This is a genomic window from Hymenobacter sp. 5317J-9 (assembly GCF_022921075.1).
In the GTDB taxonomy this organism is placed as follows: Bacteria; Bacteroidota; Bacteroidia; order Cytophagales; family Hymenobacteraceae; genus Hymenobacter.
In genome coordinates this window covers 4,258,597-4,282,433 of record NZ_CP095050.1, presented here as the reverse complement: position 1 = coordinate 4,282,433, position 23,837 = coordinate 4,258,597, and the positions used below count along the sequence as shown (strand labels likewise).

The window sequence follows — 23,837 nt, the reverse complement described above, 5'->3', positions numbered from 1 at the left end:
ATTCCCTCATTCCACGAATGAACATCTTATACGGAGTGCCCGGCGAGGGCCTGGGCCACGCCACCCGCAGCAAAGTCGTTATCGGCCATTTGCTGGCTAAAGGCCATCAGGTGTGCGTGGTGAGCAGTAGCCGCGCCTACAACATGCTGGCCGCCGCTTTTCCGGGCCGGGTGCACGAAATCCGGGGTTTTCACTTGGCTTACAATGGGCTAGCCGTGAGTAAGCTGCGCACGGCCGCCCTCACGCTGCGCACCGCGCCGGAGGACCTGCGCATCAACTTCGCCAAGTATCGCGAGCTGCTCTGTGATTTCGAGCCCGAGGTGGTGGTGTCGGATTTTGAATCTTTCACCTACCTCTTTGCCAAGATGCACCGGCTGCCCGTGGTCAGCATCGACAACATGCAGATTATCAGCCGGGCCAGGCTGAACGTGACGGTGCCCAAGGCCGAGCGCGGCAATTTCAACCTGGCCAAAAGCATTGTGCGGGCCAAGCTGCCGCACAGCCGTCACTACTTCGTCACCACCTTCTTCGACCTGCCCCTGCAAAAGGAGCGCACCACGCTGGTGCCGCCCATCATCCGGCCCGAAATTCTGGCGGCCAAGTCCTCGAAAGGCCAGCACGTGCTGGTGTACCAATCCGCCACCACGCAGCAAAACCTGGTGCCCCTGCTGCAGCAGCTGCCCGACCAGGAGTTTCGCGTCTACGGCTTCAACAAGCAGGAAAGCCACGGCAACGTGCAGCTCTGCGCCTTCTCGGAGGCCGGTTTCATTGCCGACCTGGCCAGCGCCCGCGCCGTGGTCACCAACGGCGGCTTCTCGCTGATTTCGGAGGCGGTGTTTCTGCACAAGCCCATTTGCGCCATTCCCATTCCGGCGCAGTTTGAGCAGTGGCTGAACGCGGCCGAAGTAGAAAAAATGGGCTACGGCCGCCATTTCGAGGCCATCACGGCTGACAACCTGCGCGCCTTCCTTTACGGCCTGGCCGATTTTGAAAAAGCCTTGTCCGGCTACCGGCAGGAAGGCAATGAAGTACTGTTTGCGCGCCTCGACGAGGAGTTGAAGGAAATCGGCAGCCGGCACCTGCCGGCCGAGCCCGCCGCGCAGGAAGCCTCCTGGGGCGGCGAGTAGAAGGAACGAGAACAGGGTAGAGACGCAATATTTTGCGTCTCGTCGTTGAACGACCAAGGCCGCGCCACCTGCCATATTTGATTGCGCAGGCTAAACAACCTCAGCAACGACGAGACGCAAAATATTGCGTCTCTACCTCGTTCATGCAACCTGCTTCTCCCCGAAGCAGGCCCTACATTTACCGCATGCCCTACCGCTCTTTTCGCTGCTGGCCGCTGCTGTTGTTGCTGGCCGCTTGTGCCCGCACGCCCCGGCCCAGCGCCGGCCTCGCCAACAAGTACCACGACGCCACCATCCGCCAGATTGGCACGGCCCAGGACGAGCGCAACACCGCCGCGCTGCTGCCTTTCCTGAGCAACGCCAACCCTACGTACCGCCGCGAGGCCGCGCTGGCGTTTGCCTCGGTGCAGGCGCCGGCTGCTGTGCCCGGCTTGCTGCCGCTGCTGCGCGACGCCGACCCCAGCGTGCGCCGTGCCGCTGCCTACGCCCTGGGCCAAATCGGCGACAGCACCGCCGTGGAGCCCCTGCGCGTGCGCGTGCAGGAAGAGGACGACCCGGTGGTGCGCCGCTACGTGCACGAAGCCTTGGGCCGCACTGTCACGCGCCGCAGCCTGCCCGAGCTGTGGCGGGTAGAAACCCGAAACGACACCGCCCGCATCACAGCGCAGGCGTATGGCCTGAGCCGCGCCGCCCTGCGGGGCATGGTTTCGCCGGAAAGCATTCGGCGCACGGTGGCCGTGCTGAATGCGCCCAAGGTGCCAATGCGGGCGCGGGTACTGGCGGCGGTGGGCCTTTCGCGCACGCGCGGGCTCGATGCCGATTTGAACCGACTGGCTGGAGCCACCTTGGTGCGACTGGCGCAGAAAGACCGCGCCTATGCGGTACGCGCCGCGGTAGCCACCACGCTTGGCAAGCTGACCGCAAAACCCACGCAGGCCCCAGCCGAAACGGCGCCCGTCAGTTCCGCTGCCCCCGTCAGTCGTCCGGCCGCCATACTAACTCGCCTCGCCACCAAAGACGCGGATTACCGCGTGCGGCTGAGCGCCATTCGTGCCTTGCCGTTCGACCAAGAAAACTATCCGGCGAGCCGCAAAGCCGTCTTCACGGCCCTGAACCGTGACCAGCCCGCCGTGGCCCTCACAGCGGCCGAGTGGCTGCTGGCCCACGCCAAGGGCGAGTCGGGCGCCGCCCTGGCCGCGCTGGCCGATGGCAACAAGCAGTCCTCGCCGCGGGTGCGCGCGGCCTTGCTGCAGGCGGCCGTGCGCCACGCCAGCCCGGCTGCAAAGCCAAGTTTAGTAGAAACCATTGAGAAGCGCTTCCGGGCTGCGCCCAATGTGTACGAGGGGGCATTTCTGTTGCAGGCGCTGGGTGAAGACCCTGCGGCGTTCGACTTCGTGCGCACCGAGGCGTTTGCGCCGGGACAGTCGCCGGTGGTGGCCGGCTACGCCACTTCCGCGCTACTAGCCATGCGCCGTAGTGCCGACTTTCCAGCCGCGAAACAGGCCGACTTTGGCGCCGCCATGCGTCAGGCCCTGGCTGGCGGCGACGTGGCCCAGCTCGGCACCGCCGCCGAGGCGCTGGCCGATGCCAAGCTTTACCCCGAGCCACAAGCTGCCGACCTGGCTGCCCTGCGCACGGCCCAAGCCAAGCTGCAATTACCGCGCGAGCTTGAGGCCTGGCAGGGCTTGCAGCAGACCCTGGATAAGCTGGAAAAAAAGGCCACGCCCACGCCGTCGCCCATTGCCACGGCCGCCCAGCACCCCATCGACTGGGCCGTGGTGCAGGACGTACCGCTGGGCCAGCAGGTGCGGCTGCGCACCAACAAGGGCATTATTCTGCTCGAACTGAAACCCAACGAAGCGCCCGGCGCGGTGGCCAGCTTCGTGACGCTCATCGGCCAGCATTTCTACGACAACCTGTATTTCCACCGCGTGGTGCCCAATTTCGTGGCTCAGGGCGGCGACCCGCGCGGCGACGGCAACGGCAGCGCGCCCTACAACCTGCGCTCCGAGTTTGGCGACCTGCACTACCAGGAGGGCAGCGTGGGCCTGGCGTCGGCGGGCAAAGACACCGAGAGCTGCCAGTTCTTCATCACCCACACGCCTACGCCGCACCTCGATGGCCGCTACCCCATTTTTGCCCAAGTGGTGGGCGGGATGGACGTGGTGCACAAGCTCGACATCGGCGACCAGATTCTGGGTGTGGAGTTGGTGACGGTGAAGTAACAGCTGGCCCAAGTCAATTGGCTTTTACTTTTACGAGCGGCGCAAAGCCCGGCGCAGGCGCTGCGAGCGGCCCAAAGCGTTATTGTCATGATTGAAATAGACCTCGTTACCAAACACGGAAAAAAGGCCCTGGGAATGGAAGAGTCCCACGACAAAGCAAAAGGCTGGCGCCACCGGCTGCCCGAAATTCTGCTCGAAATCGGCATCATTGTGTTTGCCATCACGCTGTCTATTCAGCTGCACGCCTGGCACGAGCACTCGGTGGAGCGGGCCGAGGAGCGCAAGTTCCTGACCGGCTTGCGCGCCGACCTGGCCAGCGACCTGACCGAGCTGCGCAACGACTCGCTCACGTATGCACGCGTGCTGCATGGCTACGAGTATTTCCGAAACCTGAACGCGCGCACCCTGAACGTGGACAGCGTGCACAAGTACCAATGGGTACTGTTCAACACCACCAGCCTGCTGCCCAACTCCTCCCGTTTCGAGGGGCTGAAATCGGCCGGCAAGCTCGGTATTATTGAAAACGACGAATTGCTGAACGACATCCTCGACAATTACCAGGAAAAAATACCCAGCTTGGTGAACGAAACGCGCGCGTTTTCCGACTACAAGGCCCGCACCATCCTGCAATACCTAGATAGCCATTTGCAACGCTCGGGCGACAACTTCCTCGCCGTGATGCAGGCCGACATGATGTACAATTACCTCAATAAGGACCCGGCTATTCACGACATCATCGGCCGCTACCACGGCGTGCTACAGCACACGCGCAAGATTATTCGCGAAATTGATGCCCATCAGGCGCATGAGTAGCACCGCCTTCTATTCCTTTTCCCTACCGCTTCTTTTGGCTATGAATCAGGTTTCTACATACGCTCAGCAGCTCCAGGCCCTGGTGTGGCTCTACCTGCCCCGCGTGCTCATGGCCGGGGTGGCGCTGGTGGTGGGCTGGTGGCTCGTTGGCTGGGCCACGCGGCTGATTGCGACGGCCACCACGCGGCTCGACGTGTCGCTGAGCTCATTTCTGCGCAGCCTCGTCAACATTGTGCTCAAGGTGCTGCTGCTGATTTCGGTGGCCGGTATGGTGGGCTTCGAAACCACGTCGTTTGTGGCCATACTGGGCGCCGCCGGGCTGGCGGTGGGCCTGGCCCTGCAGGGCACGCTGGCCAACTTCGCGGGCGGGGTGCTCATCCTCATTTTCAAGCCCTACGTGGTGGGCGACACCATCGAGTCGCAGGGCAAATCGGGCGAGGTGCGCGAAATCCAGATTTTCAACACCATCCTCGTCACGGGGCAGGGCGACACCATCATCCTGCCCAACGGCGCCACGTCCAACAACGTCATCATCAACAAAACGGCCCAGAATAAGGCCATGGTGGAAATTGTGGCCGAAGTCGACAATGCCACCAACCTCGACGACCTGCGCGGCTGGGCCATTCCGCTGATGCAGGCCGACGAACAGGTGCTGGCCACGCCCGCGCCGCAGGTGGTGGTCACGGCCCTCAAGCCCGGCGGCATGACGGTGGCGTTTCGGGCCTACACCGCCGCCGGGCACAACGGCGGCGCCCAGGGCCGCCTCATCGAGCAGATTCAGCGGGCCCTGGCCCAGCAGGGCGTTAGCAGCCCGGTGCCAGTGCAGCACAGCTACGTGCGCACACTGCCCGACTAACCCGCGCCGCGGGTGCGTAAGCACAACTTTGTGGGGCCCTGCGCAGTACTACACAGCCAGGGTAGCGCCGGTCGGCACCCACCACCCACGCCCATAATTCGGTTACGAGCAAAGCTATAGGCCCATGACCCGAGTGGAGCTAGAACACGCCCTGGCGCAGCAGCAAGCCGAAAACGCCATTCTGCGCGCGGCGATGGCCCAGCAGCCGGCCCCCGGCCCGCCCCCGGGCCAGCCCAGCCAGGAGCAATTGCTGCTGATGCAGGAGCTCTACACGGCCGTGGTGCTCACCGATACCAACGGCTTGGTAACGTGGGTAAACAAGGGCTTCACGGCCCTTTGCGGCCTGTCGCCGCACGAAGTGCTGGGGCTGCACCCGCGTACTTTTCTGCGGCCCGGCCTCACAGATGCGCAAGCGCTGAAATACATTGAGGACGGCCTTTCGCAGCAGGTGCAGTTTCAATACGAAGTGCGCAACCCCGGCTTCCCCGACCGCTGGATTCGGGTGCGGGCGCAGCCCCTGCGCAACGAGCGGGGCGAGGTGGTGATGGCCGGCCTGCTCGAAGACATCACGGAGTGGAAAAATGCGCAGTCCAGCCTGGCCGAGAGCGAGGTGCGTTTTCGGGCACTGGCCGAAAACGTGCCCGGCGTGCTGTATGAGTGGCGCGAGGAGGCCCGTGGCGCGGGCCATTTTCGCTACGTGAGCCCCAAGCTGCACGAGCTGTTTGGCGTGCCCATCCACGACGTGGGCCGGGTGCTGCACTACGTGCACCCCGAAGACCTAGAGGCGCTGCTGGTCTCCATTCGGCGGGCCAACCGCGACGGCACGCCGTGGTTTTTTGAGGGGCGCGTGGTGGCGCCGGGGCAGCCGCTGCGCTGGTTCCGGGGCAGCTCAGTAGCCACCGGGCGCGATGCAAACGGCATCACGTACAGCGGCATTTTGCAGGACATCACGGCCCTGAAACAGGCCCAGACCGCCCTGCGCGAAAGCGACCTGCGCTGGCGCCTGGCCGTGGAAGGCTTCGGCGACGGCTACTGGGAACACGACCTGCGCACGGGCGCTGTCTTTTTTTCGGCCGACTACCGCGCCATGCTGGGCTACGGCGAAGCCGACTTGCCCAACCACTACAGCAGCTGGCACTCGCTTGTGCACCCCGCCGACCTGGAAGACGTGCTGCGCAGCATCGCCACCCACTTGCGCGGCGACTCGCCCCTGATGAGCGCCGAGCTGCGGATGCGCTGCAAAGACGGCCGCTACAAATGGGTGCTGAGCCGCGGCCTGGTCACGACGCGCGCCCCCGATGGAAAACCGCTCATGTTCACGGGCATGCACACCGACATCACGGAGCTGAAGCAGGCCCGCGAAGCCCTCGACGCCTCCAACCGTCGCCTGACCACCGTCATCGCCAACTTTCCCGAGGGCGTGGTGCTCGAAGACGAGCAGCGCCGCATCGTGTTCACCAACGAAGCCCTCTGCCGCCTGCTCGACGTGCCCCTCACGCCGGAGCAGCTGGTGGGGCAGGAGGGAGTCTTGCTGGCCGAGGGGTTGCGGGGCGCCCAGCAGCACCCCAACCGCTACGTGGCCCGCATCACGGCCCTGCTGCTGCGCCGCAAGCCCGCGGTGGGCGACGTGCTGGCCCTGCGCGACGGCCGCATCCTGCAGCGCGACTTCGCGCCCATTTTCGACCAGAACCGCTACATCGGCCACCTCTGGAAATTTGAGGACATCACGACCCGCACCCGTGCCGAGGCCGACCTCAAGCGCCGCGAAGAAAAGTACCGCGGCATCATCGAGAACATGTCGCTGGGCTTGGTGGAGGCCGACTTGGACGACCACCTGCTCTACGCCAACCAGAGCTTTTGCGAGATGACCGGCTTCTGCACCGACGAGCTGGAGGGCCGCAAGCTCTCGCCGCTGCTCCTCACCGGCGACGACCTGGAGCTGGTGGAAAGCAAGCTCGAAGTGCGCCAGCGCGGCATTGCCGACTCCTACGAAATCGCCGTGACCACCAAGAGCGGCGAACTGAAATGGCTGCTGGTGAGCGGCGCCCCGCTCTACGACGACGACCAGCGGCTGGTGGGCTCCATCGGCATCTACCTCGACGTGACGCCGCAGAAGCAGCTCGAGGCCAGCCTGCGTGAGGCCAAAGCGGCGGCCGAAATCAGCTCGCGGGCCAAGCAGGATTTCCTGGCCAACATGAGCCACGAAATCCGCACGCCCATGAATGCCATCCTGGGCATGAGCCAGCTGCTGGCCAAAACCACCCTCAACGCCCCGCAGGCCAGCTACCTGCACGCCATCACGGCCTCGGCCGAAAACCTGCTGGTCATCATCAACGACATTCTGGACCTGTCCAAAATCGAGGCCGGGCGCATGGCGGTCGAGCACATCGGCTTCAGCGTGTGCCGCGTGTGCGCGCAGGTAGAGAAAACGCTGCAATACAAGGCCGAAGAAAAAGGCCTGAGCTTCGTGACCAGCTGCGACCCTGCCATGCCCGACGTGCTGCTCGGCGACCCCTACCGCATCACCCAGGTGCTGCTCAACCTGGCCGGCAACTCCGTGAAATTTACCGAGCGCGGGGCCGTGCACGTATCGTGCGCCCTGCTCGAAACCACGGCCGCGGGCGAAGCCGTGGTTGAGTTTACGGTGCAGGACACGGGCATCGGCATCGACGCAGACTACCTGGCCCAGGTGTTCAACGACTTCAGCCAGGAGGACTCGTCGGTATCGCGCCGGTTTGGGGGCACCGGCCTGGGACTGGGCATCAGCCAAAAGCTGGTGGAGCTGCTGGGCGGCGAGCTGCGCATCGACAGCCGGAAAGACCACGGCACCGTGAGCCGTTTCACGCTGCGCCTGCCCGTGGGCAACGAGCACGACGTGCCCAGCAAGCCGGCCGCCGACGCGGTGGGCCCGCCCCAGGACCTGCGCGGCAAGCGCGTGCTGCTGGTCGAAGACAACGCCTTTAACCGGATGCTGGCCGGTATTTTCCTCACCAATGCCGAGCTGGACGTGACCGAGGCCAGCAACGGCCAGGTGGCCGTGGACCTGGCCCGCCAGCAGCCCTTCGACCTCATACTCATGGACGTGCAGATGCCCGTCATGAACGGCTACGAGGCCACGGCCATTATTCGGCAGGAGTTGGGTCTGCATACGCCTATCATCGCCCTCACGGCCAATGCCATCCAGGGCGAACGCAGCAAATGCCTGGCCGCCGGCATGAGCGACTACCTCACCAAACCCTTTCAGGAGGCCGAGCTGGTGAAAATGGTATACGACTGGGTGTCCGGGCCCTTTGCGACGAGCAGCGAGCCCGAAGACCCTCGGGCCGCGCGTGGCGGCGCCTGATGGTGCGGGTTCGCCGGCTGCGCTAATTGTTCACCAGCCGCAGGGCGCCTTCTCCGTAGCGGGCACCTACCACCGGGTGCGCCGCCAGCAGGGCTGCCAGCCGCTGCTGCTCGTCTGGCGAAAGCGTGACGGAAGCAGCCGCGGCATTGTCTTCCAGATACTTGCGCTGCTTGGTGCCCGGAATGGGCACGATGTGCTCATCCTGCGCCAGCAGCCAGGCCAACGCCAGCTGCGCCGTGCTGATGCTTTTTTCGGCCGCCAGCTGGCGTAGGCCCGCCACCAGCGGCGCGTTGGCGTCGCCCACTTCCGCGCCGAAGCGGGGCAGGGCGCGGCGCATGTCCTTCTCGGCTAGTTGCGGGCCGGGGTCGGTGAGCAGGCCGCGGCCCAACGGCGAAAACGGCACCAGGCCAATGCCCAGCTCGCGGCAGGTGGGCAGGATTTCCGCTTCCACATCGCGGGTAAAAATGGAATATTCCGACTGCAGCGCCGCAACGGGGTGCGTGGCCACCGCCCGCCGCAGCGACGCCGCCGAGGCCTCCGACAAGCCCAGAAACCGCACTTTTCCGGCCTGCACCAGCGCGGCCATGGCCCCCACCATGTCCTCCACGGGCACCGCCGGGTCGATGCGGTGGGCATAATACAGGTCGATAGTGTCGACGCCCAGGCGCCGGAGGCTGGCGTCGCAGGCGGCGGCTATGCGCTCGGGGCGCACGTCGACTTTGGCGCCGCCCGCGCCATCGGCCACGAAGCCAAACTTGGTGGCCAGAAACACTTCCGGGCGCCGGGTGGCCAGCACCTTGCCCAGCAACTCTTCATTAGCGCCGAAGCCGTACACGTCGGCTGTGTCCCAGAACGTAACGCCCAGCTCCAGCGCGCGGTGCAGCGTGGCCACGGCCTCGCGCTCGTCGCTGGGGCCATAAGCGTAGTCAGATGCCATCGACATGCAGCCCAGGCCCAGGGCCGAAACCTGCTGGCCGGTGCGGCCGAGTTCGCGTGTTTGCATGGTAGTCAATAGGGTAGGGGAGGGCGTTCGGGTATTGGCAAGACGGCCATGTTAAAAGCACATTGTGCCGGACGCCGCCGCGACACAACGTGCTTTCGCATGCAAATTTCTACTTCTCTTCGCGGCCGTGCACCTGCGCCGGGGGCGAGGTCGCTTCCACGGCCGTGAAGGCTTCCAGAATCTTGTAGGTGTGCTCGGCGTCTTTGGGCACTACCCAGGAGTTGCCGGGTTCGAGCAGCACCATTTGGCCAGCCAGGTGAAATTCGGCGCGGCCGCTGAGTACGTAGCCCACGGTTTCGTAGGGGCGCGAGGCCGAGGCTTTGGGCTCGCCGGGCTGCTCGTTTTCCCACATGCGCATGGCCACTTGCTTGCCCGAGGCGAGGTATTTTTCGCCATCAGCGCCTTTGGGCGAGTGCTTGGAATCGACTTTGATGATGGTGGTATCAGCCATAAGGTGTTGGATTAAGAAAGGGAGGAGGTATCTTTTGGCCGGCGGCCCCTCGGGGCCGCTGCCCGTGTGCTAACGGCCGAAGCCCCCGCGCCGTTGCTGCGGTCTGCCACAAACCTTCGTTGGGCCGCGCGGTTAATCCCCCCGGTTCTCACCTTCCTTTTTCTGTGTCCGTGCTTCCCGATTCTTTTGCCGCCGAGCTGGCCATGGCCCACGCTTCCGTGCCCGACGCCCTGCCCGGCGCCGCCTTCTGCGCCCTGGCCGACGGCCTGCTGGCCCTGCTTTTCCCGCAGCGCGCCGAACGCCCCCTGCCCAACGCCGACGTAGTGGCCGCCGAGCTCTACCATTTCCGCTCCGAGCTGGCCGTGCTGCTGGCCAAGGTGCCCAACCTGCCGGCCCCGGCCGCCGCCCTGGCCGATGAGTTTACGGCCCAGCTGCCGGCCTTGCGCGCAGCCTTGCTGCGCGACGCCAGCGCCATTCTGGCCAGCGACCCCGCCGCCCAGGGCCTGGCCGAAATCATTGGTTCCTATCCTGGCTTCTACGCCACGGCGCTCTACCGCATTGCCCACGCCCTGCACCAGCGCGGGCTGCCGCGCCTGCCCCGCCTGCTCAGCGAGCACGCCCACCAGCGCACGGGCGTCGACATCCACCCCGGCGCGCACATCGGCCCGGCGTTCTGCATCGACCACGGCACGGGCCTCGTCATTGGCGAAACGGCCGTCATTGGGGCCAACGTGCAGATATACCAGGGCGTGACCCTGGGCGCTATGAGCGTGACCAAGGGCCTGCAGGGCCAAAAGCGCCACCCCACCATCGAAGACCATGTGGTGATTTATGCCGGGGCTACCATCTTGGGCGGCAGCACGGTAGTGGGCGCGCACAGCGTCATCGGCGGCAACGTGTGGCTGACCGAAAGCGTACCCTCGCACTCGCGCGTGTACCACCGCGCCCACATCAACATTTCGCGCTCCGTGGACCCCGCCGCGGAGTTGGTTTTCTCCATTTGATTTTATCGGCCATCCGTTGCTCTGTTCAGGATGGCCGAGGCATTTACCCAACACTCTAAGCCCTAAGTTCTCTCACATGAAAGCCAATACCATTCTCGACACCATTGGCAACACGCCGCTGGTGCGTCTCAACCGTCTGTTTGCCCAGGTTCGCCCCGACGTGGAGGTGTGGGTGAAGCTGGAGCGGGCCAATCCCGGCGGCTCCATTAAGGACCGCATTGCCCTGAGCATGATTGAGCAGGCCGAGCGCGACGGCCTGCTTACCAAAGACAGCCTGATTGTGGAGCCCACTTCCGGCAACACCGGCGTGGGTCTGGCCCTGGTGGCCGCCGTGAAAGGCTACAAGCTTACCCTCGTCATGCCCGAGAGCATGAGCATCGAGCGGCGCCGCCTCATGGCCGCCTACGGCGCCAACCTGGAGCTCACGCCCCGCGAAAAAGGCATGAAGGGCGCCATCGAAAAAGCCCAGGAAATTGTGGCCAACACGCCGGGCGCCTGGCTGCCCATGCAATTCTCCAACCCCGCCAACCCCAAAATTCACGCCGAAACCACGGCCCAGGAAATTCTGCGCGATGCCCCGAGGGCTTTGACTTTCATATCACAGGCGTGGGCACCGGCGGCCACATCTCGGCCGTGACCGAAGTGCTCAAGCCCCATTTCCCCAGCATGAAAACCTTTGCCGTGGAGCCGGAGGCCTCGCCCGTCATCAGCGGGGGCGCCCCGGGGCCGCACCCCATTCAGGGCATCGGTGCCGGCTTTATCCCCGACAACCTGCACGTGAACGTGCTCGACGGGGCCATACAGGTGGGGCAACAGGAAGCCTATGAGATGACGCGCCGTGCCGCCCGCGAGGAAGGCTTGTTCGTGGGCGTGTCGTCGGGGGCGTCGCTGGCGGCCATTGCCAAGAAGCTGCCCGACATGCCCGAGGGCAGCCGCGTGCTCACCTTCTGCTACGACACCGGCGAGCGGTACCTGTCGGTGGAAGGCCTGTTTGTATAAAAAAGAGAGTGCCCCGGAGTTCTGCTTCGGGGTACTATGCATCAACAAAAAGCCCGGCCAGTTTCCTGGTCGGGCTTTTTTATTCACTTCTGTGGAGAATATCGGAGTCGAACCGATGACCTCTTGCATGCCATGCAAGCGCTCTAGCCAGCTGAGCTAATCCCCCAGAATTGGTTGTTACCGCGGTGCCTATTGCGCTTTGGTTCGACAAAAGTACGGCCCGCCGCCGGTTTGGCAAGGCCAAGGCTTACTTTTTTCTGCCAAAAACCGCAAGCCTCAAACAATCAGCCACAAAAAAAGCGGGCAGGAAAAGCTTCCTGCCCGCTTTCCGGGTCGAACCGGGCCTAATGGCCTAGTTGAAGATGTAGCGGATGCCCACCTGCGCCTGCCAGCGCGAGCCCAGGCCGCCGGTGTCGCTGCGGAACGTGTCGGTGAGCTTCACGCCGGGCGTCACCGTGTTGTCGGCATTCTTCACCGGGTTGGTGAGGTAGGGGAAGGTGAAGTTGGGGCGGCCCTGCACGTCGTAGCCCACAAAGGTGAGCGGGTTGGTCACGTTGGGCGTGCGGAAAGTGCCCCAGCTGCTGTTGAGCAGGTTGCCGATGTTAAACACGTCGATGCTCAGCTGCAGGGTGTTGCGGTTTTCGCCGATGTTGGTGAAGATGTCTTGCAGCAGGCGCACGTCGAGGCGGTTTTGCCAGGGGCGCACGGCACCGTTGCGCTCGGCGTATTCGCCGCGGTGCTTGCTCAGGTAGGCGTCCTGGCTGATGTAGTTGTTCAGGTCGTTCCACTGGTCGGCGGCCGAGTAGATGCCGCCGCCCTGTGCCGCGTTGAGGGTGATGTCGCGTAGAGCGATTTCGGACTGGTTGCGCGGGATGTACATCAGGTCGTTGCCCGAGCCGCCCGAGCCGTCGCCGTTCATGTCGCCGGCGTAGGTGTAGGAGAAACGGCCGGCGGGTGCGGCCTCGTAGAACAGCGACAGCGTGGTGCCCAGGTGTTTGAGGTACTCGCGCTTGTACGACACCGAGGCAATGACGCGGTGTTGCTGCAGGAAGTTGGAGTAGCTCAGCACGTCGGCGTTGGGGTCGCCCGACACGGGGCGGTCGCGCCAGTTGGTTTGGGCAATGGTGCCGCCGTCGTTCACCGAGCGGGCGTCGGTGTAGGTGTAGGCCACGCTGGCGTAGAGGCCGTTGTTGAACGACTTCTGCAACTGCCCGGTCACGGAGTAGGAATACCCTTTGTTGGTATTCTTCATCAGAATGGCGTCCGTGATGACGGGGTTGGCCGCCGACACGCCGCCCTGGCCGTTGTAGACGCGGTTGTTGGCTATCAGGCTGGGCTGGGCGCTGGCGCCAGCGCCCACGGAAGCCGTGGTGTAGAGGCCGGCATTAGGCCCGGTGGTATTGATGGCGCCGAAGCGGTAGAAGATGGGGCGGTTATCCGGGCCATTGGCCTGGCCCACGGGCTGCGGCAGGTTCACGTTCTGGAAGTACACCGCATTCAGGTCCTTGGTGTACAGCGCTTCGAGCGTGGCAATGATGCCGCCGCCGAGGTCCTGGTCGAGGGCCAGGTTGGTGCGCCACACCTGCGGGAATTTGAAGTCGCGGGCCGTCACGGCCAGGTTGTACTGGGTGTTGGCCGCGGCGCCGTTGGGACGGTAGGCGTTCACGTCGGGCGAGAAGTAGTTGCCGGCGTTCGACACGTCGACGCCCGAGCGCGAGAACGAGCCAAACTGCACGCCGTTGTTGCCGGCCTGGTTCGACAGCCACACGAAGGGAATGCGGCCCGTGAAAATGCCCGTGCCGCCGCGCAGCTGAGTTTTGCGGTCGTCGTTCACGTCCCAATTGAAGCCCGCGCGGGGCGAGAGCAGGATGCTGCGGGTGGGCAGCTTGTCGGTTTCCACCTTCACGCCGTCGCGGAAAGTGAGGTTGGCGGCGTTTTGGTTGCGGGCAATGTCGGAGTAAATCACCGGCAGGTCGCCGCGCAGGCCAAAGGTCACTTTCAAGTTGCTGCGGGGGCTCCACTCGTCCTGGGCGTAGAGGCCGAATTGGGCCGCCTTGGTCACGGCGAAGGGGAACGAGCCGTCGGGCAGCGCCGAGTAGGAGAGCTGATAGCGCTGCGGGTAAGCCAGCGTGCCGGTGGTGTTGGCCACGGGGTTGCCGGAGGCGTCGCGGGTGTAGCCGAGCGGGGCCGAGGCCGTACGGGCGGCGGCGTAGAAGTCATCCAGCCCGTTGAAGGCGTAGGCGCCGTAGTAGTTGGGCGAGAAGCCGTTGGTGAACTTGTAGAACTCGTTGTAGGTGCCCACCGTCACGTTGTGCTTGCCCATGAAGACGGTGAAGTTGTCGCCAATCTGGTACACGTCCGAGTTCAGCACGTTGAAGGCCGAAAAGGGCTCGTACCCAAACGAGGTGTAGCTGTTGGCAGCGTTGATGCTGCCGTTGGCCGCCGTGCGCGTCGTGGCCGTGCCGATGTCGACGAGCGGAAACGAACCCCCGCCGGGGCTTTCGCGGAAGTCGCGGAAGGCCGAATAGCCCGCCGTCAGGTTGTTGGCGAAGCGGCTGGTGAAGGTGCTGTTCAATTCGGCAATCACCGAGTTGAGGTTGTTGTTGATGGTGTAGTAGGACGAGAAGAACGGCAGGCCGAACTGCGACTGCGAGCGGCCGATGTTCGACGGCCCCAGCGCGCCCGAGCCGCTCGGCGGCACGTCGCGGTACGAGTTGAGGTAGTTATACTTCACGCTCAGGCGGTGATTGGCGCTGATGTTCCAATCGAGCTTGGCCGTGGCCTTGCGGCTGAATGTGCGCAGGTTATAGTTCTCAAAATCGCCGGGGTTGTAGCCGTAATTGGTCACCAGGAAATTGCGCAGGATGGAGAGGTCGCGCGCCGTGGCAGCCGAGGTGGTCGAGTTAGCGCCGGGGGCGGCCACGCCGTCGCGGTTGGCGATGTAGTTGCCCGTGGGCGGGTCGACGCGCGTTTCCTGCTCGCCGTTGATGAAGAAGAACAGCTTGTCTTTGAGGATGGGGCCGCCCAGGCGGAAGCCGAAGTTCTTCAGGTTAAAGTTGGGGTAGTCCTGCTTGAAGTCGCCCACTTTGCTGCCCACCAGGTTCTGGTTGCGGTAGAAGCCGTAGAGCGAGCCGCTGAACTTGTTGGTGCCGCTGCGGGTCACGGCGTTGATGCCGGCCCCGGTGAAGGAGCCCTGGCGCACGTCGTAGGGCGCAATGCTCACCTGAATCTGGTCGATAGCATCGAGCGAGATGGGCTGGGCGTTGGCCTGCCCGCCCACCGTGGAAGACAGGCCAAACGAGTTGTTGAAAATGGCCCCGTCGATGGTGATGTTGTTGTAGCCCGAGTTGCGCCCGCCGAAGCTCTGGCCGTTGGCCTGGGGCGTGAGGCGCGTAAAGTCGTCGAACGAGCGGCTGATGGTGGGCAGGCGCTCAATCTGCTCGCGCTGCACCGTGGTTTGGGCGCCGGTGTGGTCGGCGTTCATGATGGGGTCGCGGCGGCCGCTCACGGTCACCTCGCTCAGCTCGGTGTTGCCGTCGCTCAGTTGCTGGTCGAAGCGCAGGTTCTGGCCCAGCGTCAGGTACAGGCCGTCGCGCACCAGGTCCTTGTAGCCCACAAACGTGACCCGCACCGTGTAGGGGCCGCCCACGCGCATGTTCTGGATGTTGAAGCGGCCGTCGGCGTTGGTGGGTGCCACGTACTGCGTGTTGGTGGGCGTGTGCGTGGCAATCACCGTGGCGCCGGGCAGGCCCTGGCCCTTGGTGTCAGTGATGAGGCCGCTCATGGCGGCGGTGGTAGCGCCCTGGCTCCAGCCCTGTCGGGTGGTGAGGAGCAGCACGAGTACCACAAGCAGGAAGCGTAAGGATAATTTCATGGTGCAGAAGAGTTTGGTGAAACCAGGCGCAGAAGCAGGGGCGACGTGGCCGGTGCGTTCTTCCAATTTAAGAAAAAGAAAGCCCATGCAGATGAAGCAGAAATGAGTCGCTTAACAATTGCATAACAGGACAAAAAAAAGAGGCAGGGATAACTCCCTGCCTCTTTTTCGGTGTTGCTTACATAGCCAGTTGACTAGTTGAAGCTGTAGCGTACGCCCAGCTGGCCCTGCCACCGCGAGAAGAACGGGGCGAAGTCGTAAGGACGGTTGGTGGTAGCAAACGACGCCGGGAAGGCGAAGGTGGGCTTCACGCCGGGACCCGTCGTGAGCACCTGCAGCAGCTCGGTGGCCTGGTTGGCCACGGTGTACTGACGGCCCCAGTCGTTGTTGAGCAGGTTGCCCACGTTCTGAATGTCGAAGGTGATTTGCACCGAGTTCTTCTTGCCACCGGCCATGAAGTTGAAGTCCTGGGCCACGCGCAGGTCAATCTGGTGCGTCCAGGGCAGGCGGGCGGCAAAGCGCTCGGCCACCTGGCCGCGGTGCGTGCGCAGGTAGGGGTCGTTCTCGATGAAGGCGTCGAGCTGGTTCTGAATCTCGGTGATGGTGCGGGTGTCGCTGGTGCCGCTGGGGCGCAGGTCGATTTCGTTGATGTCGCGCACATCGCGGGGGATGTAGAGCAGGTCGTTGCCGGTGTTGCCGTCGCGGTTCAGGTCCGAGTTCTGGCCGTAGATGTAGGTCAGGGGCTGGCCCGACATGCCTTCGTAGAACAGGGTGATGCCGGTGGCCAGCTTGTCGTTGGCGTAGCGGAAGGTGTAGCCGGCGCTGCCGATGATGCGGTGGCGCTGGTCGTTGCGCGAGTAGCCCAGCTCGGGGTTGTTCGGGTCGTACTGAATCTGGTTGAAGGCAAAGTTCGACGAAGCCGTGCTGCTCGAGCCGCTGTTCACTTCTTTCGACTCGCCGTAGGTGTAAGCGGCGGTGGCGTTCAGGCCATTGTCGAAACGCTTCTGCAGCTGGAAGGTGGCGTTGTAGCGGTAGCCTTTGCTGGTGTTATCGAGCAGGTACACGTTGGTGTAGCGAGCGTCGATGCGACGGGCAGCGGTCGAGGCACCGTACACGGGGCGCTGGTCGGGGCCGGCCAGGCGACCCACCGGGTCGGTCAGGTTGATGTCTTTGTAGTAGATGTCGTTAAGCGTTTTGGAGTAGATGCCCTCCAGGGTAGCCACCACGTCGCCGGGCAGGCGGAAGTCCACGGCCAGGTTCGAGCGCCACACCTGCGGCAGCTTGAAGTCGTTGCGGGTCAGGTTAATCTGCGAAGTAGCCACCGGGTTGTATTTGGTAGCAATGTCGGACTGCAACAGGTAGATGGTGGGCAGCACGGCCGAAGCCGGCGTACCGGTTGCGGTGTTGGCCGCGGTGCCGGTCTGGTCCACCGAGCCCTGAATCACGCCGCTGTTGGTGTAGCTGTTCGAAATCCACACGAAGGGCACACGGCCCGAGAAGATGCCCGTACCGCCGCGCACCTGCACTTTGGCGTTGTTATCCACGTCCCAGTTGAAGCCCAAGCGGGGCGAGAACAACAGCTGGCCGTTGGGGGTGTTGGTGGTCTTGTAGTCGCTGCCGAAGCCGGGGTTGGTGCCCACTGCCGTGTTGAAAGCCGTGTTGTTGCCGGGCTTGTCGAGGAACAGGGGCACGTCCACGCGCAGGCCGTAGGTCAGGCGCAGGCTTTCGATGGGGGTGTACTCGTCCTGCACGTAGAAGCCCAGCTGAGCGGCTTTGAACTTGGCTTCGCCGTTGTCGGCGGTGGGGTAGGAGGCCTGCACGCGGGTGGAGCGGCCCAGTTCAAAGTTCTGGATGCCGGTGTAAGCCGGAATGGCGGGGTTGGTGCCCGAAGCAGGCACGGCCGCCGTGGCGCCGAAGAGGTAGTAGCCGGCGCCGTTGTTGAGGAACAGGTTGCGGAACTTGAAGCCCTCGTTGTGCGTGCCAATGGTGATGGTGTGCTTGCCGAAGGCTTTGGTCAGGTTGTCGGTAACTTCCACGATGTCCTGGTCCAATTGGTTGGCCACCGAGCTGCGCTCCTGGCCCAACACGTAGGTGTTGCCGTTGTCGCTGATTTGGTACGAAGGGCCGGGGTTGCCCAGCACGTCGCGCGAGTCGCGAATGGCCGTGTAGGTCAGGATGAGCTTGTTGGAGAAGCCGCCCGAGAAGCGCGAGTTCAGTTCCGCCACCGTGCTGTTGGTGGTGTTGTTGAACTTATAAGCGTTGTTGCTGAAGCGCACCAGGTTGGCAGCGCGGGTGATGTTGTCGTCGAACGCCGATACGAAGTTGTGGCGCAGCGTCAGGGTGGTGTTTTCCGACAGGTTGAAGTCCAGACGAGCAAAAATCTTGTTGCTCTCGGTGCGGCGCGTCAATTCGCTGCCGTAGGTGCCGGGGTCGTAGCCGCCGTAGATGAGCTCGCCAACGCGCGGGCCCGAAGTGTAGCGGGCGCCAAGCGACGCCGTGCGGATGCGGTCGAGGTCGGCCGTGGTCACGCGCGAGTCGCCGGTGCCGGGCACGAAGGCCAGGGGCGTGTTTACGCGGGCAATTTCGCCGTTCAGGAAGAAGAACACCTTGTCTTTCACCACGGCGCCGCCCACGCGGAAACCGGTCGTGTAGTTCGAGAACTGGTCGGCTTTCACGCGGGGTTCGGTCACGCTCTTGCCAATGGTGTTCTGGTTGCGGCCGAAGCCATAGATGGAGGCCGACAGGTCGTTGGTGCCCGAGCGGGTGATGGCGTTCACGCCGGCGCCGGTGAAGTTGCCGAGGGTCACGTCGTAAGGAGCCAGCACTACCTGAATCTGGTCGATGGCGTCGAGGGCGATGGGATTGGTGTTGGCCTGGCCGCCGGGCGTGCCCGAACCCGCCAAACCGAACACGTCGTTGTTCACGGCGCCGTCGATGGTGATGTTGTTGTAGCGGTTGTTGGCGCCGCCAAACGACGAGCTGCCGGCACCGCCCGACTGCGGGGTGAGGCGGGTGAAGTCGGTGAGCGAGCGGCTCAGGGTGGGCAGACGCGTGATTTGCTCGCGGCTGATGTTGGTTTCGGCACCGGTGCGGCCGGCGTTGATAACCGGGTCGCGGCGGCCGCTTACGGTCACCTCGGTCAGCTCAGTAGTCGAGGTGGTGAGGGCCACGTCGAGGCGAAGGTTCTGGCCCAGGGCCAGGAAAATGTCGCTGCGGTTCACGTCCTGATAGCCCACGAACGTAATTTTCACCGTGTAGGGGCCACCCACGCGCATGCCCTGAATGTTGAAGCGGCCGTCCGAGTTGGTGGGCGCTACATACTGCGTGTTGGTGGGGGTGTGCACGGCGATAACCGTGGCCCCGGGCAGGCCCGAGCCGTCTTTGTCGGACACCACCCCGCTCATGGCGGCAGTAGTAGCCCCCTGACTCCAGCCCAGGTGGGCCGTGAGGAGCATCAACGCCACCAGAAATAAATGGCGTAAACGTGAATTATTCATACAAAAAAGGGTTGGTGAAACAGTGGGATAAGTAAATTTCAGGTAAGGGCAGAAAGCAGTGCAAAGGTAACACCGGGGCGAAGGAGCCAAGATTACGGTAGTTTTACCAATAACCCGTCAGGGCCCATCGAAGCATTAGCGGCACAAAGGTAGCGGCGGAATATTACAAACGAGGCCGCACCGCCCGAATAAACCGGCTGAGGTAGTAATCGGACTCCAAACTGTTCTCCACCACCCCAGCGAGGTGGAGGCGTGAATGAAATCCACGCCTTCGTCGTCGGCCACGGTCACCAGCCCCACGTGGGTGATGGTGCGGCTGCCGGGCGAGGCCCCAAAAAAGACCAGGTCACCGGGCTGCAGGTCGGTGCTCTTGATGGGGTCGCCCCACACGGCCTGCTCGTTGGACGAGCGCGGGATGCTGACGCCCGCCGCGCCAAACGACAGCTGCAGCAGCCCCGAGCAGTCGAGGCCCAGGCGCGTGGTGCCGCCGTAGAGGTAGGGGGTGCCCTGGTAGGAACGGGCCGCCTCAATCACCGAGGCCAGCGTGCCGGTGGCGCTGCCCATGCGGGCGGCGCGCTTCACCACTACTTTGTTTTTGCCGCCGCTGGGCGTGGCGCCCACCACTTTCACCTTACCGCCGGGGCGGGTGGGCGCGGCGCGGCTGCCTTTTTTCAGCCGGACCATTTCGCGGGCCGAGCGGTACTGGCCGTCGCGGTAGTTGAGTTTGCGGTGGCAGCTGGCCAGCCCGAGCAAAGTCAGCAGCAGCACCGGTAGTATCTTCGTTGTTGCCCTCCTCATTGGCCGCAAAGATAGTTTGCGCGGCCTTTCCCGTTAACCGCTCATGCCTTTCAACGCCCTTACCCCCGAATTATTGGTCGCCTTCGAGGCCATTGTTGGTCCCGCGCACGTGCTCACCGCCCAGCGCGCCGAAGCCGCGGCCACCGCCGACGCCTACGCCGACTACGGCCGCGACCACACCGAAGACTTTCACTTCGCGCCCGACGTGGTGCTGCGCCCCGGCACGGCCGAAGAAATCGTCCAGATTATGCGCCTGTGCCACGAAAACCGCTTGCCCGTGACGCCCCGCGGCGCCGGCACGGGCCTGAGCGGCGGGGCGCTGCCCATCCACCACGGCGTGGTGCTGAGCACCGAGCGGCTCAACAAAATCCTTGAAATTGACGAGCGCAACCTGCAGGCCACCGTGGAGCCCGGCGTGGTGAACGAGGCCTTTCAGAACGCGGTGAAGGAAGTGGGCCTTTTCTACCCGCCCGACCCGGCCAGCAAGGGCAGCTGCTCGCTGGGCGGCAACCTGGCCCACAGCAGCGGCGGCCCCAAAGCCGTGAAATACGGCACCACCAAAGACTACGTGCTGAACCTGCAGGTGGTGCTGCCCACCGGCGACATCATCTGGACGGCCGCCAACACCCTCAAAAACTCCACCGGCTATAACCTCACCCAGCTCATGGTGGGCTCAGAGGGCACGCTGGGCATCATCACCAAAGTGGTGTTCCGCCTGCTGCCTTTTCCGCAGCAAAACATCCTCATGCTGGTGCCCTTCCGCAAGGAGGAAGAGGCCGCCGATGCGGTTTCGGCCGTGTTTCGGGCCGGCATCATCCCCTCGGGCATGGAATTTATGGAGCGCGAGGCCATTGCCTGGTCGTCGGACTATTTAAAAATTCCGCTCACCCTGCCCGAAGACATCAAGGCTCACTTGCTCATCGAGCTCGATGGCCAGGACCTCGACCAACTCTACAAGGAGGCCGAGCAGGTGTACGGCGTGCTCGAGAAGTACGACGTGGGCGAAATCCTGCTGGCCGACAACGCCACGCAAAAAGATGAGCTCTGGAAAATCCGCCGCAACATTGGCAATTCGGTGCGCTACAACTCGGTGTACAAGGAAGAGGACACCGTGGTGCCCCGCGCCGAGCTGCCCACGCTGCTCAAGGGCGTGAAGGAAATCGGCGCCCGCTACGGCTTCAAGAGCGTGTGCTACGGCCACGCCGGCGACGGCAACCTGCACGTCAACATCATTCGTGGCGACCTCGACGACGAGATGTGGAACGTGGGCCTGCGCCAGCCCATCTCCGAGATTTTTGAGCTGTGCGTGAAGCTGGGCGGCACCATCAGCGGCGAGCACGGCATCGGCTTGGTGCAGAAAGGCTACATCGGCATCGCCCTCAAGGAAGCCAATCTGGAGCTGATGCGCGGCATCAAAAAAGTGTTTGACCCGAACGGCATTCTGAACCCGGGCAAGATTTTCTAACGGAGACCTCACCCCCTGACCCCCTCTCCAAAAAAGAGGGGGTCAGGGGGTGAGGTCACGCCTGTACTGTCGGCAAAAATTTCGGCGCCGCGCGGTGGTGCGTGGCCTGCTCGTAAGCATAGCCAAGGCCTAATAACTTTCCTTCCTGATAGGCCGAGCCCACAAACGACAGGCCCACCGGCAGCCCCAGCACCTGCCCCATGGGCACAGTGAGGTGCGGGTAGCCGGCCATGGCCGCCGGCGACGAAAAATCTACCCCCGTGGAATAGTCGCCGTTCACCCAGTCGATGCACCAGGCCGGGCCGGTGGTCACGCCCACAATGGCCGTGAGCTGGTTGGCTTTCAGCAGCGAGTCGATGGCCTGGCAGGCACCGCTCACGCTTTTTTGCACAGCAGCTTTGTACCTGGCATTGCCCAGCCCGTCGGTGGCTTCGGCCCGAATAAGGGTTTCCTGCCCGAAAATGGGCATGGCCTCGGCGGCGTGTGCGTTGTTGTAGGCGATGACGTCGGCCAGGTTCTTTACCGGCGCGCCGGCGCCGGCCAGGTACTTGTTCACCCCATCCTTGAACTCGTAGAGCAGGACGTCGAATTCGGCCTCGCCCAGCGGATTTACCAGCTTATTTAGCTCGATTTCGACCACAGTAGCGCCCTGGGCCTTGAGTGCGGCCACGGCTTCCTTCAGCAGCGCGGCCACCTTGGGCGGGCCGTTCAGGTGCGACTTTTCTACGCCCAGCCGCTGGCCTTTCAGCGCATCAGCTTCAAGGAAGGTCGTGTAATCGACCGGAGTGGCAGTTGGGATGGGCAGCCGGGCCGGGTCGGCGGGGTCGGGGCCTTGCAGGGCCGCCAGCAGCAGGGCCGCGTCGCGCACGGTGCGCGCCATGGGCCCGGCCGTGTCCTGCGTGCTCGAAATGGGAATGATGCCGCTGCGGCTGAGCAGGCCCACCGTGGGCTTGAGCCCCACCAGCCCGTTGCACGACGACGGCGACACCACCGAGCCGTCGGTTTCGGTTCCTACAGCAATGGCGCATAAGTTGGCCGCCACCGCCGCCCCCGAGCCCGAACTGCTGCCGCTGGTGCTGCGGTCGAGCACGTAAGGGTTGCGGCTCTGGTGGCCCCGGCTGCTCCAGCCGCTTACCGAATGGGAAGAGCGGAAGTTGGCCCACTCGCTCAGGTTGGTTTTGCCGAGCAGCACGGCGCCGGCCGCGCGCAGCCTTTTAGTGATAAAGGCATCCTGTTTGGCCTTGTGGCCCGTCAGGGCCGATGCGCCGGCGGTGGTCATCATCTGGTCGCCGCTGTCAATATTGTCCTTAATCAGCACCGGAATGCCGTGCAGCGGCCCGCGCAGCTTACCGGCCTTACGCTCCTGGTCCAGCTCATCGGCAATTTTAAGGGCGTCGGGGTTGGTTTCGATGACGGCCCGCAGCATGGGCCCGGCTTCATTCAGGGCCTTGATGCGCCCCAGATATTTTTCGCTCAGGCTGCGGGCAGTTTCGTTACCCTTGGCCATGCGTTCCTGCAGGTCGGCCACGGTGGATTCGTGCAGGGCGAAAGGCTCGGCATCGGCAGCGGCGGCCGAGGGCGGGCCAGCAGTTTCGGCGGCCTCGTCGGCCATTTTTTTATCGGTGTTGGTTTGGCAGGCCACGGCAGGCAGCAGGGCGGCCGTGAGGGCCACGCGCGTGCTTTGATTCAGGAACAGGCGACGGTCCATACTAGGCTAGAGGCTGGAAGGGTAGGAGCGACGCTGCTCCGAACAGCAATAATATGCGTAAAAAAGGGTAGGGTGCGGGGGCAAGCCCCGCACCCTACCCAATCGTATCAAATCAGCGCTTCCGGCTTATTGCTCGCCTTTCAGCTTGTCTTCGCCGCCGTAGGGGGCGCCGGCCGTGATGTCGCCTCGCAGGCCACCCTGGGCGCTTTGGCCGGGGCCGTGGTCGGGCTGGCGCGAGACGGTGGTGTTTTCGGTGTCGGCGTTGGTGCGGCCAGCGGGGGCATTAGTAGTGCCGTCCGTCGGCACGGCGTTGGTGGGCGTGTCGGAGGTGCTGCCCGCAATTTCGGTGGCGCGGGCCACGTAGCGCTGCTTGGCTTCGTCCTGGGGCACGCCCTTAAACTGGTTCCAGGAGTCCCACTGGGCCTGCGAGAGGCCGGCGGGGCCACTGGCCTGGTCGGCGGCGTTGGGGTCTACTTCGTCGGGCTTCATGTTCACGTCGCCTTCGGTGGCTTGTTTGTAGAGGCCGTAGAGCTCGGTCATGTGCTGGGCGGCCACGCTGTCGGGCAGGTTGTTGACTTGCTGGGCGGCGGCTTGGAATTGCTCGTTGAGGTTCATGGGAAAGAAAAGATGGGGAGGTGAAACGGTCGGGCGAAGGGTCGGGCCGGGATGAAATG

The 23,837-nt window shown here is 63.9% G+C and carries 14 protein-coding genes, 1 tRNA gene and 1 pseudogene; 8 read left to right on the top strand and 8 right to left on the bottom strand.

The genetic code is table 11. From position 1 onward, the window contains the following. Positions 1 to 17: 17 nt before the first annotated feature. From MUN81_RS17950 to MUN81_RS17930, 5 genes are all read left to right on the top strand, one after another. Positions 18 to 1,127 carry a glycosyltransferase family protein gene (locus MUN81_RS17950; protein WP_245112946.1) on the top strand — a complete coding sequence of 370 codons (1,110 nt, stop codon included), beginning with the start codon at positions 18 to 20 and terminating at the stop codon, positions 1,125 to 1,127. A 185-nt stretch (positions 1,128 to 1,312) separates the two neighbouring features. Next, positions 1,313 to 3,352, top strand: coding sequence for a peptidylprolyl isomerase (locus tag MUN81_RS17945; protein ID WP_245112944.1), 2,040 nt, complete (start codon positions 1,313 to 1,315; stop codon positions 3,350 to 3,352). A gap of 87 nt (positions 3,353 to 3,439) precedes the next feature. Next, on the top strand, positions 3,440 to 4,165 hold the full coding sequence (locus MUN81_RS17940) for a hypothetical protein (RefSeq protein WP_245112943.1): 726 nt from the start codon (positions 3,440 to 3,442) through the stop codon (positions 4,163 to 4,165). A 40-nt stretch (positions 4,166 to 4,205) separates the two neighbouring features. After that, entirely contained in the window at positions 4,206 to 5,021 is an 816-nt protein-coding gene (locus MUN81_RS17935; RefSeq protein WP_245112941.1) for a mechanosensitive ion channel family protein, read from the top strand. Between the two features lie 124 nt (positions 5,022 to 5,145). Next, positions 5,146 to 8,364: a PAS domain S-box protein gene (locus MUN81_RS17930; protein ID WP_245112939.1), complete on the top strand. Its 3,219-nt coding sequence runs from the start codon at positions 5,146 to 5,148 to the stop codon at positions 8,362 to 8,364. 22 nt (positions 8,365 to 8,386) lie between these two features. Here MUN81_RS17930 and MUN81_RS17925 read toward each other — a convergent pair whose 3' ends face one another. After that, on the bottom strand, positions 8,387 to 9,367 hold the full coding sequence (locus tag MUN81_RS17925) for an aldo/keto reductase (protein ID WP_245112938.1): 981 nt from the start codon (positions 9,365 to 9,367) through the stop codon (positions 8,387 to 8,389). 109 nt (positions 9,368 to 9,476) lie between these two features. Further along, positions 9,477 to 9,818 carry a cupin domain-containing protein gene (locus tag MUN81_RS17920; protein ID WP_190923034.1) on the bottom strand — a complete coding sequence of 114 codons (342 nt, stop codon included), beginning with the start codon at positions 9,816 to 9,818 and terminating at the stop codon, positions 9,477 to 9,479. A gap of 164 nt (positions 9,819 to 9,982) precedes the next feature. Here MUN81_RS17920 and MUN81_RS17915 point away from each other — a divergent pair, with 164 nt between their 5' ends. Beyond that, positions 9,983 to 10,822, top strand: coding sequence for a serine O-acetyltransferase (locus tag MUN81_RS17915; protein WP_245112936.1), 840 nt, complete (start codon positions 9,983 to 9,985; stop codon positions 10,820 to 10,822). A gap of 76 nt (positions 10,823 to 10,898) precedes the next feature. Next, positions 10,899 to 11,821 (top strand): annotated as a pseudogene (cysK, locus tag MUN81_RS22840) (cysteine synthase A). A gap of 92 nt (positions 11,822 to 11,913) precedes the next feature. On the opposite strand, the gene MUN81_RS17905 reads toward cysK, so the two are convergent. From MUN81_RS17905 to MUN81_RS17890, 4 genes are all read right to left on the bottom strand, one after another. Beyond that, a tRNA-Ala gene (locus MUN81_RS17905) sits at positions 11,914 to 11,987 on the bottom strand. A gap of 186 nt (positions 11,988 to 12,173) precedes the next feature. Continuing rightward, positions 12,174 to 15,695, bottom strand: coding sequence for a TonB-dependent receptor (locus MUN81_RS17900; RefSeq protein ID WP_245112934.1), 3,522 nt, complete (start codon positions 15,693 to 15,695; stop codon positions 12,174 to 12,176). A 194-nt stretch (positions 15,696 to 15,889) separates the two neighbouring features. Next, positions 15,890 to 19,192, bottom strand: a complete 3,303-nt coding sequence (locus MUN81_RS17895) for a TonB-dependent receptor (RefSeq protein WP_245112933.1) — start codon at positions 19,190 to 19,192, stop codon at positions 15,890 to 15,892. Between the two features lie 135 nt (positions 19,193 to 19,327). Continuing rightward, complete coding sequence (locus tag MUN81_RS17890) at positions 19,328 to 19,960, bottom strand: C40 family peptidase (protein WP_245112931.1); 633 nt, start codon at positions 19,958 to 19,960, stop codon at positions 19,328 to 19,330. Between the two features lie 73 nt (positions 19,961 to 20,033). Between MUN81_RS17890 and MUN81_RS17885 the strand changes: the two genes are divergently transcribed. Beyond that, positions 20,034 to 21,455, top strand: coding sequence for an FAD-linked oxidase C-terminal domain-containing protein (locus tag MUN81_RS17885; protein ID WP_245112929.1), 1,422 nt, complete (start codon positions 20,034 to 20,036; stop codon positions 21,453 to 21,455). 55 nt (positions 21,456 to 21,510) lie between these two features. Here MUN81_RS17885 and MUN81_RS17880 read toward each other — a convergent pair whose 3' ends face one another. Next, on the bottom strand, positions 21,511 to 23,163 hold the full coding sequence (locus MUN81_RS17880; protein ID WP_245112928.1) for an amidase: 1,653 nt from the start codon (positions 23,161 to 23,163) through the stop codon (positions 21,511 to 21,513). A gap of 126 nt (positions 23,164 to 23,289) precedes the next feature. Next, on the bottom strand, positions 23,290 to 23,778 hold the full coding sequence (locus MUN81_RS17875; protein ID WP_245112926.1) for an acyl-CoA-binding protein: 489 nt from the start codon (positions 23,776 to 23,778) through the stop codon (positions 23,290 to 23,292). Between the last annotated feature and the right edge of the window lie 59 nt (positions 23,779 to 23,837).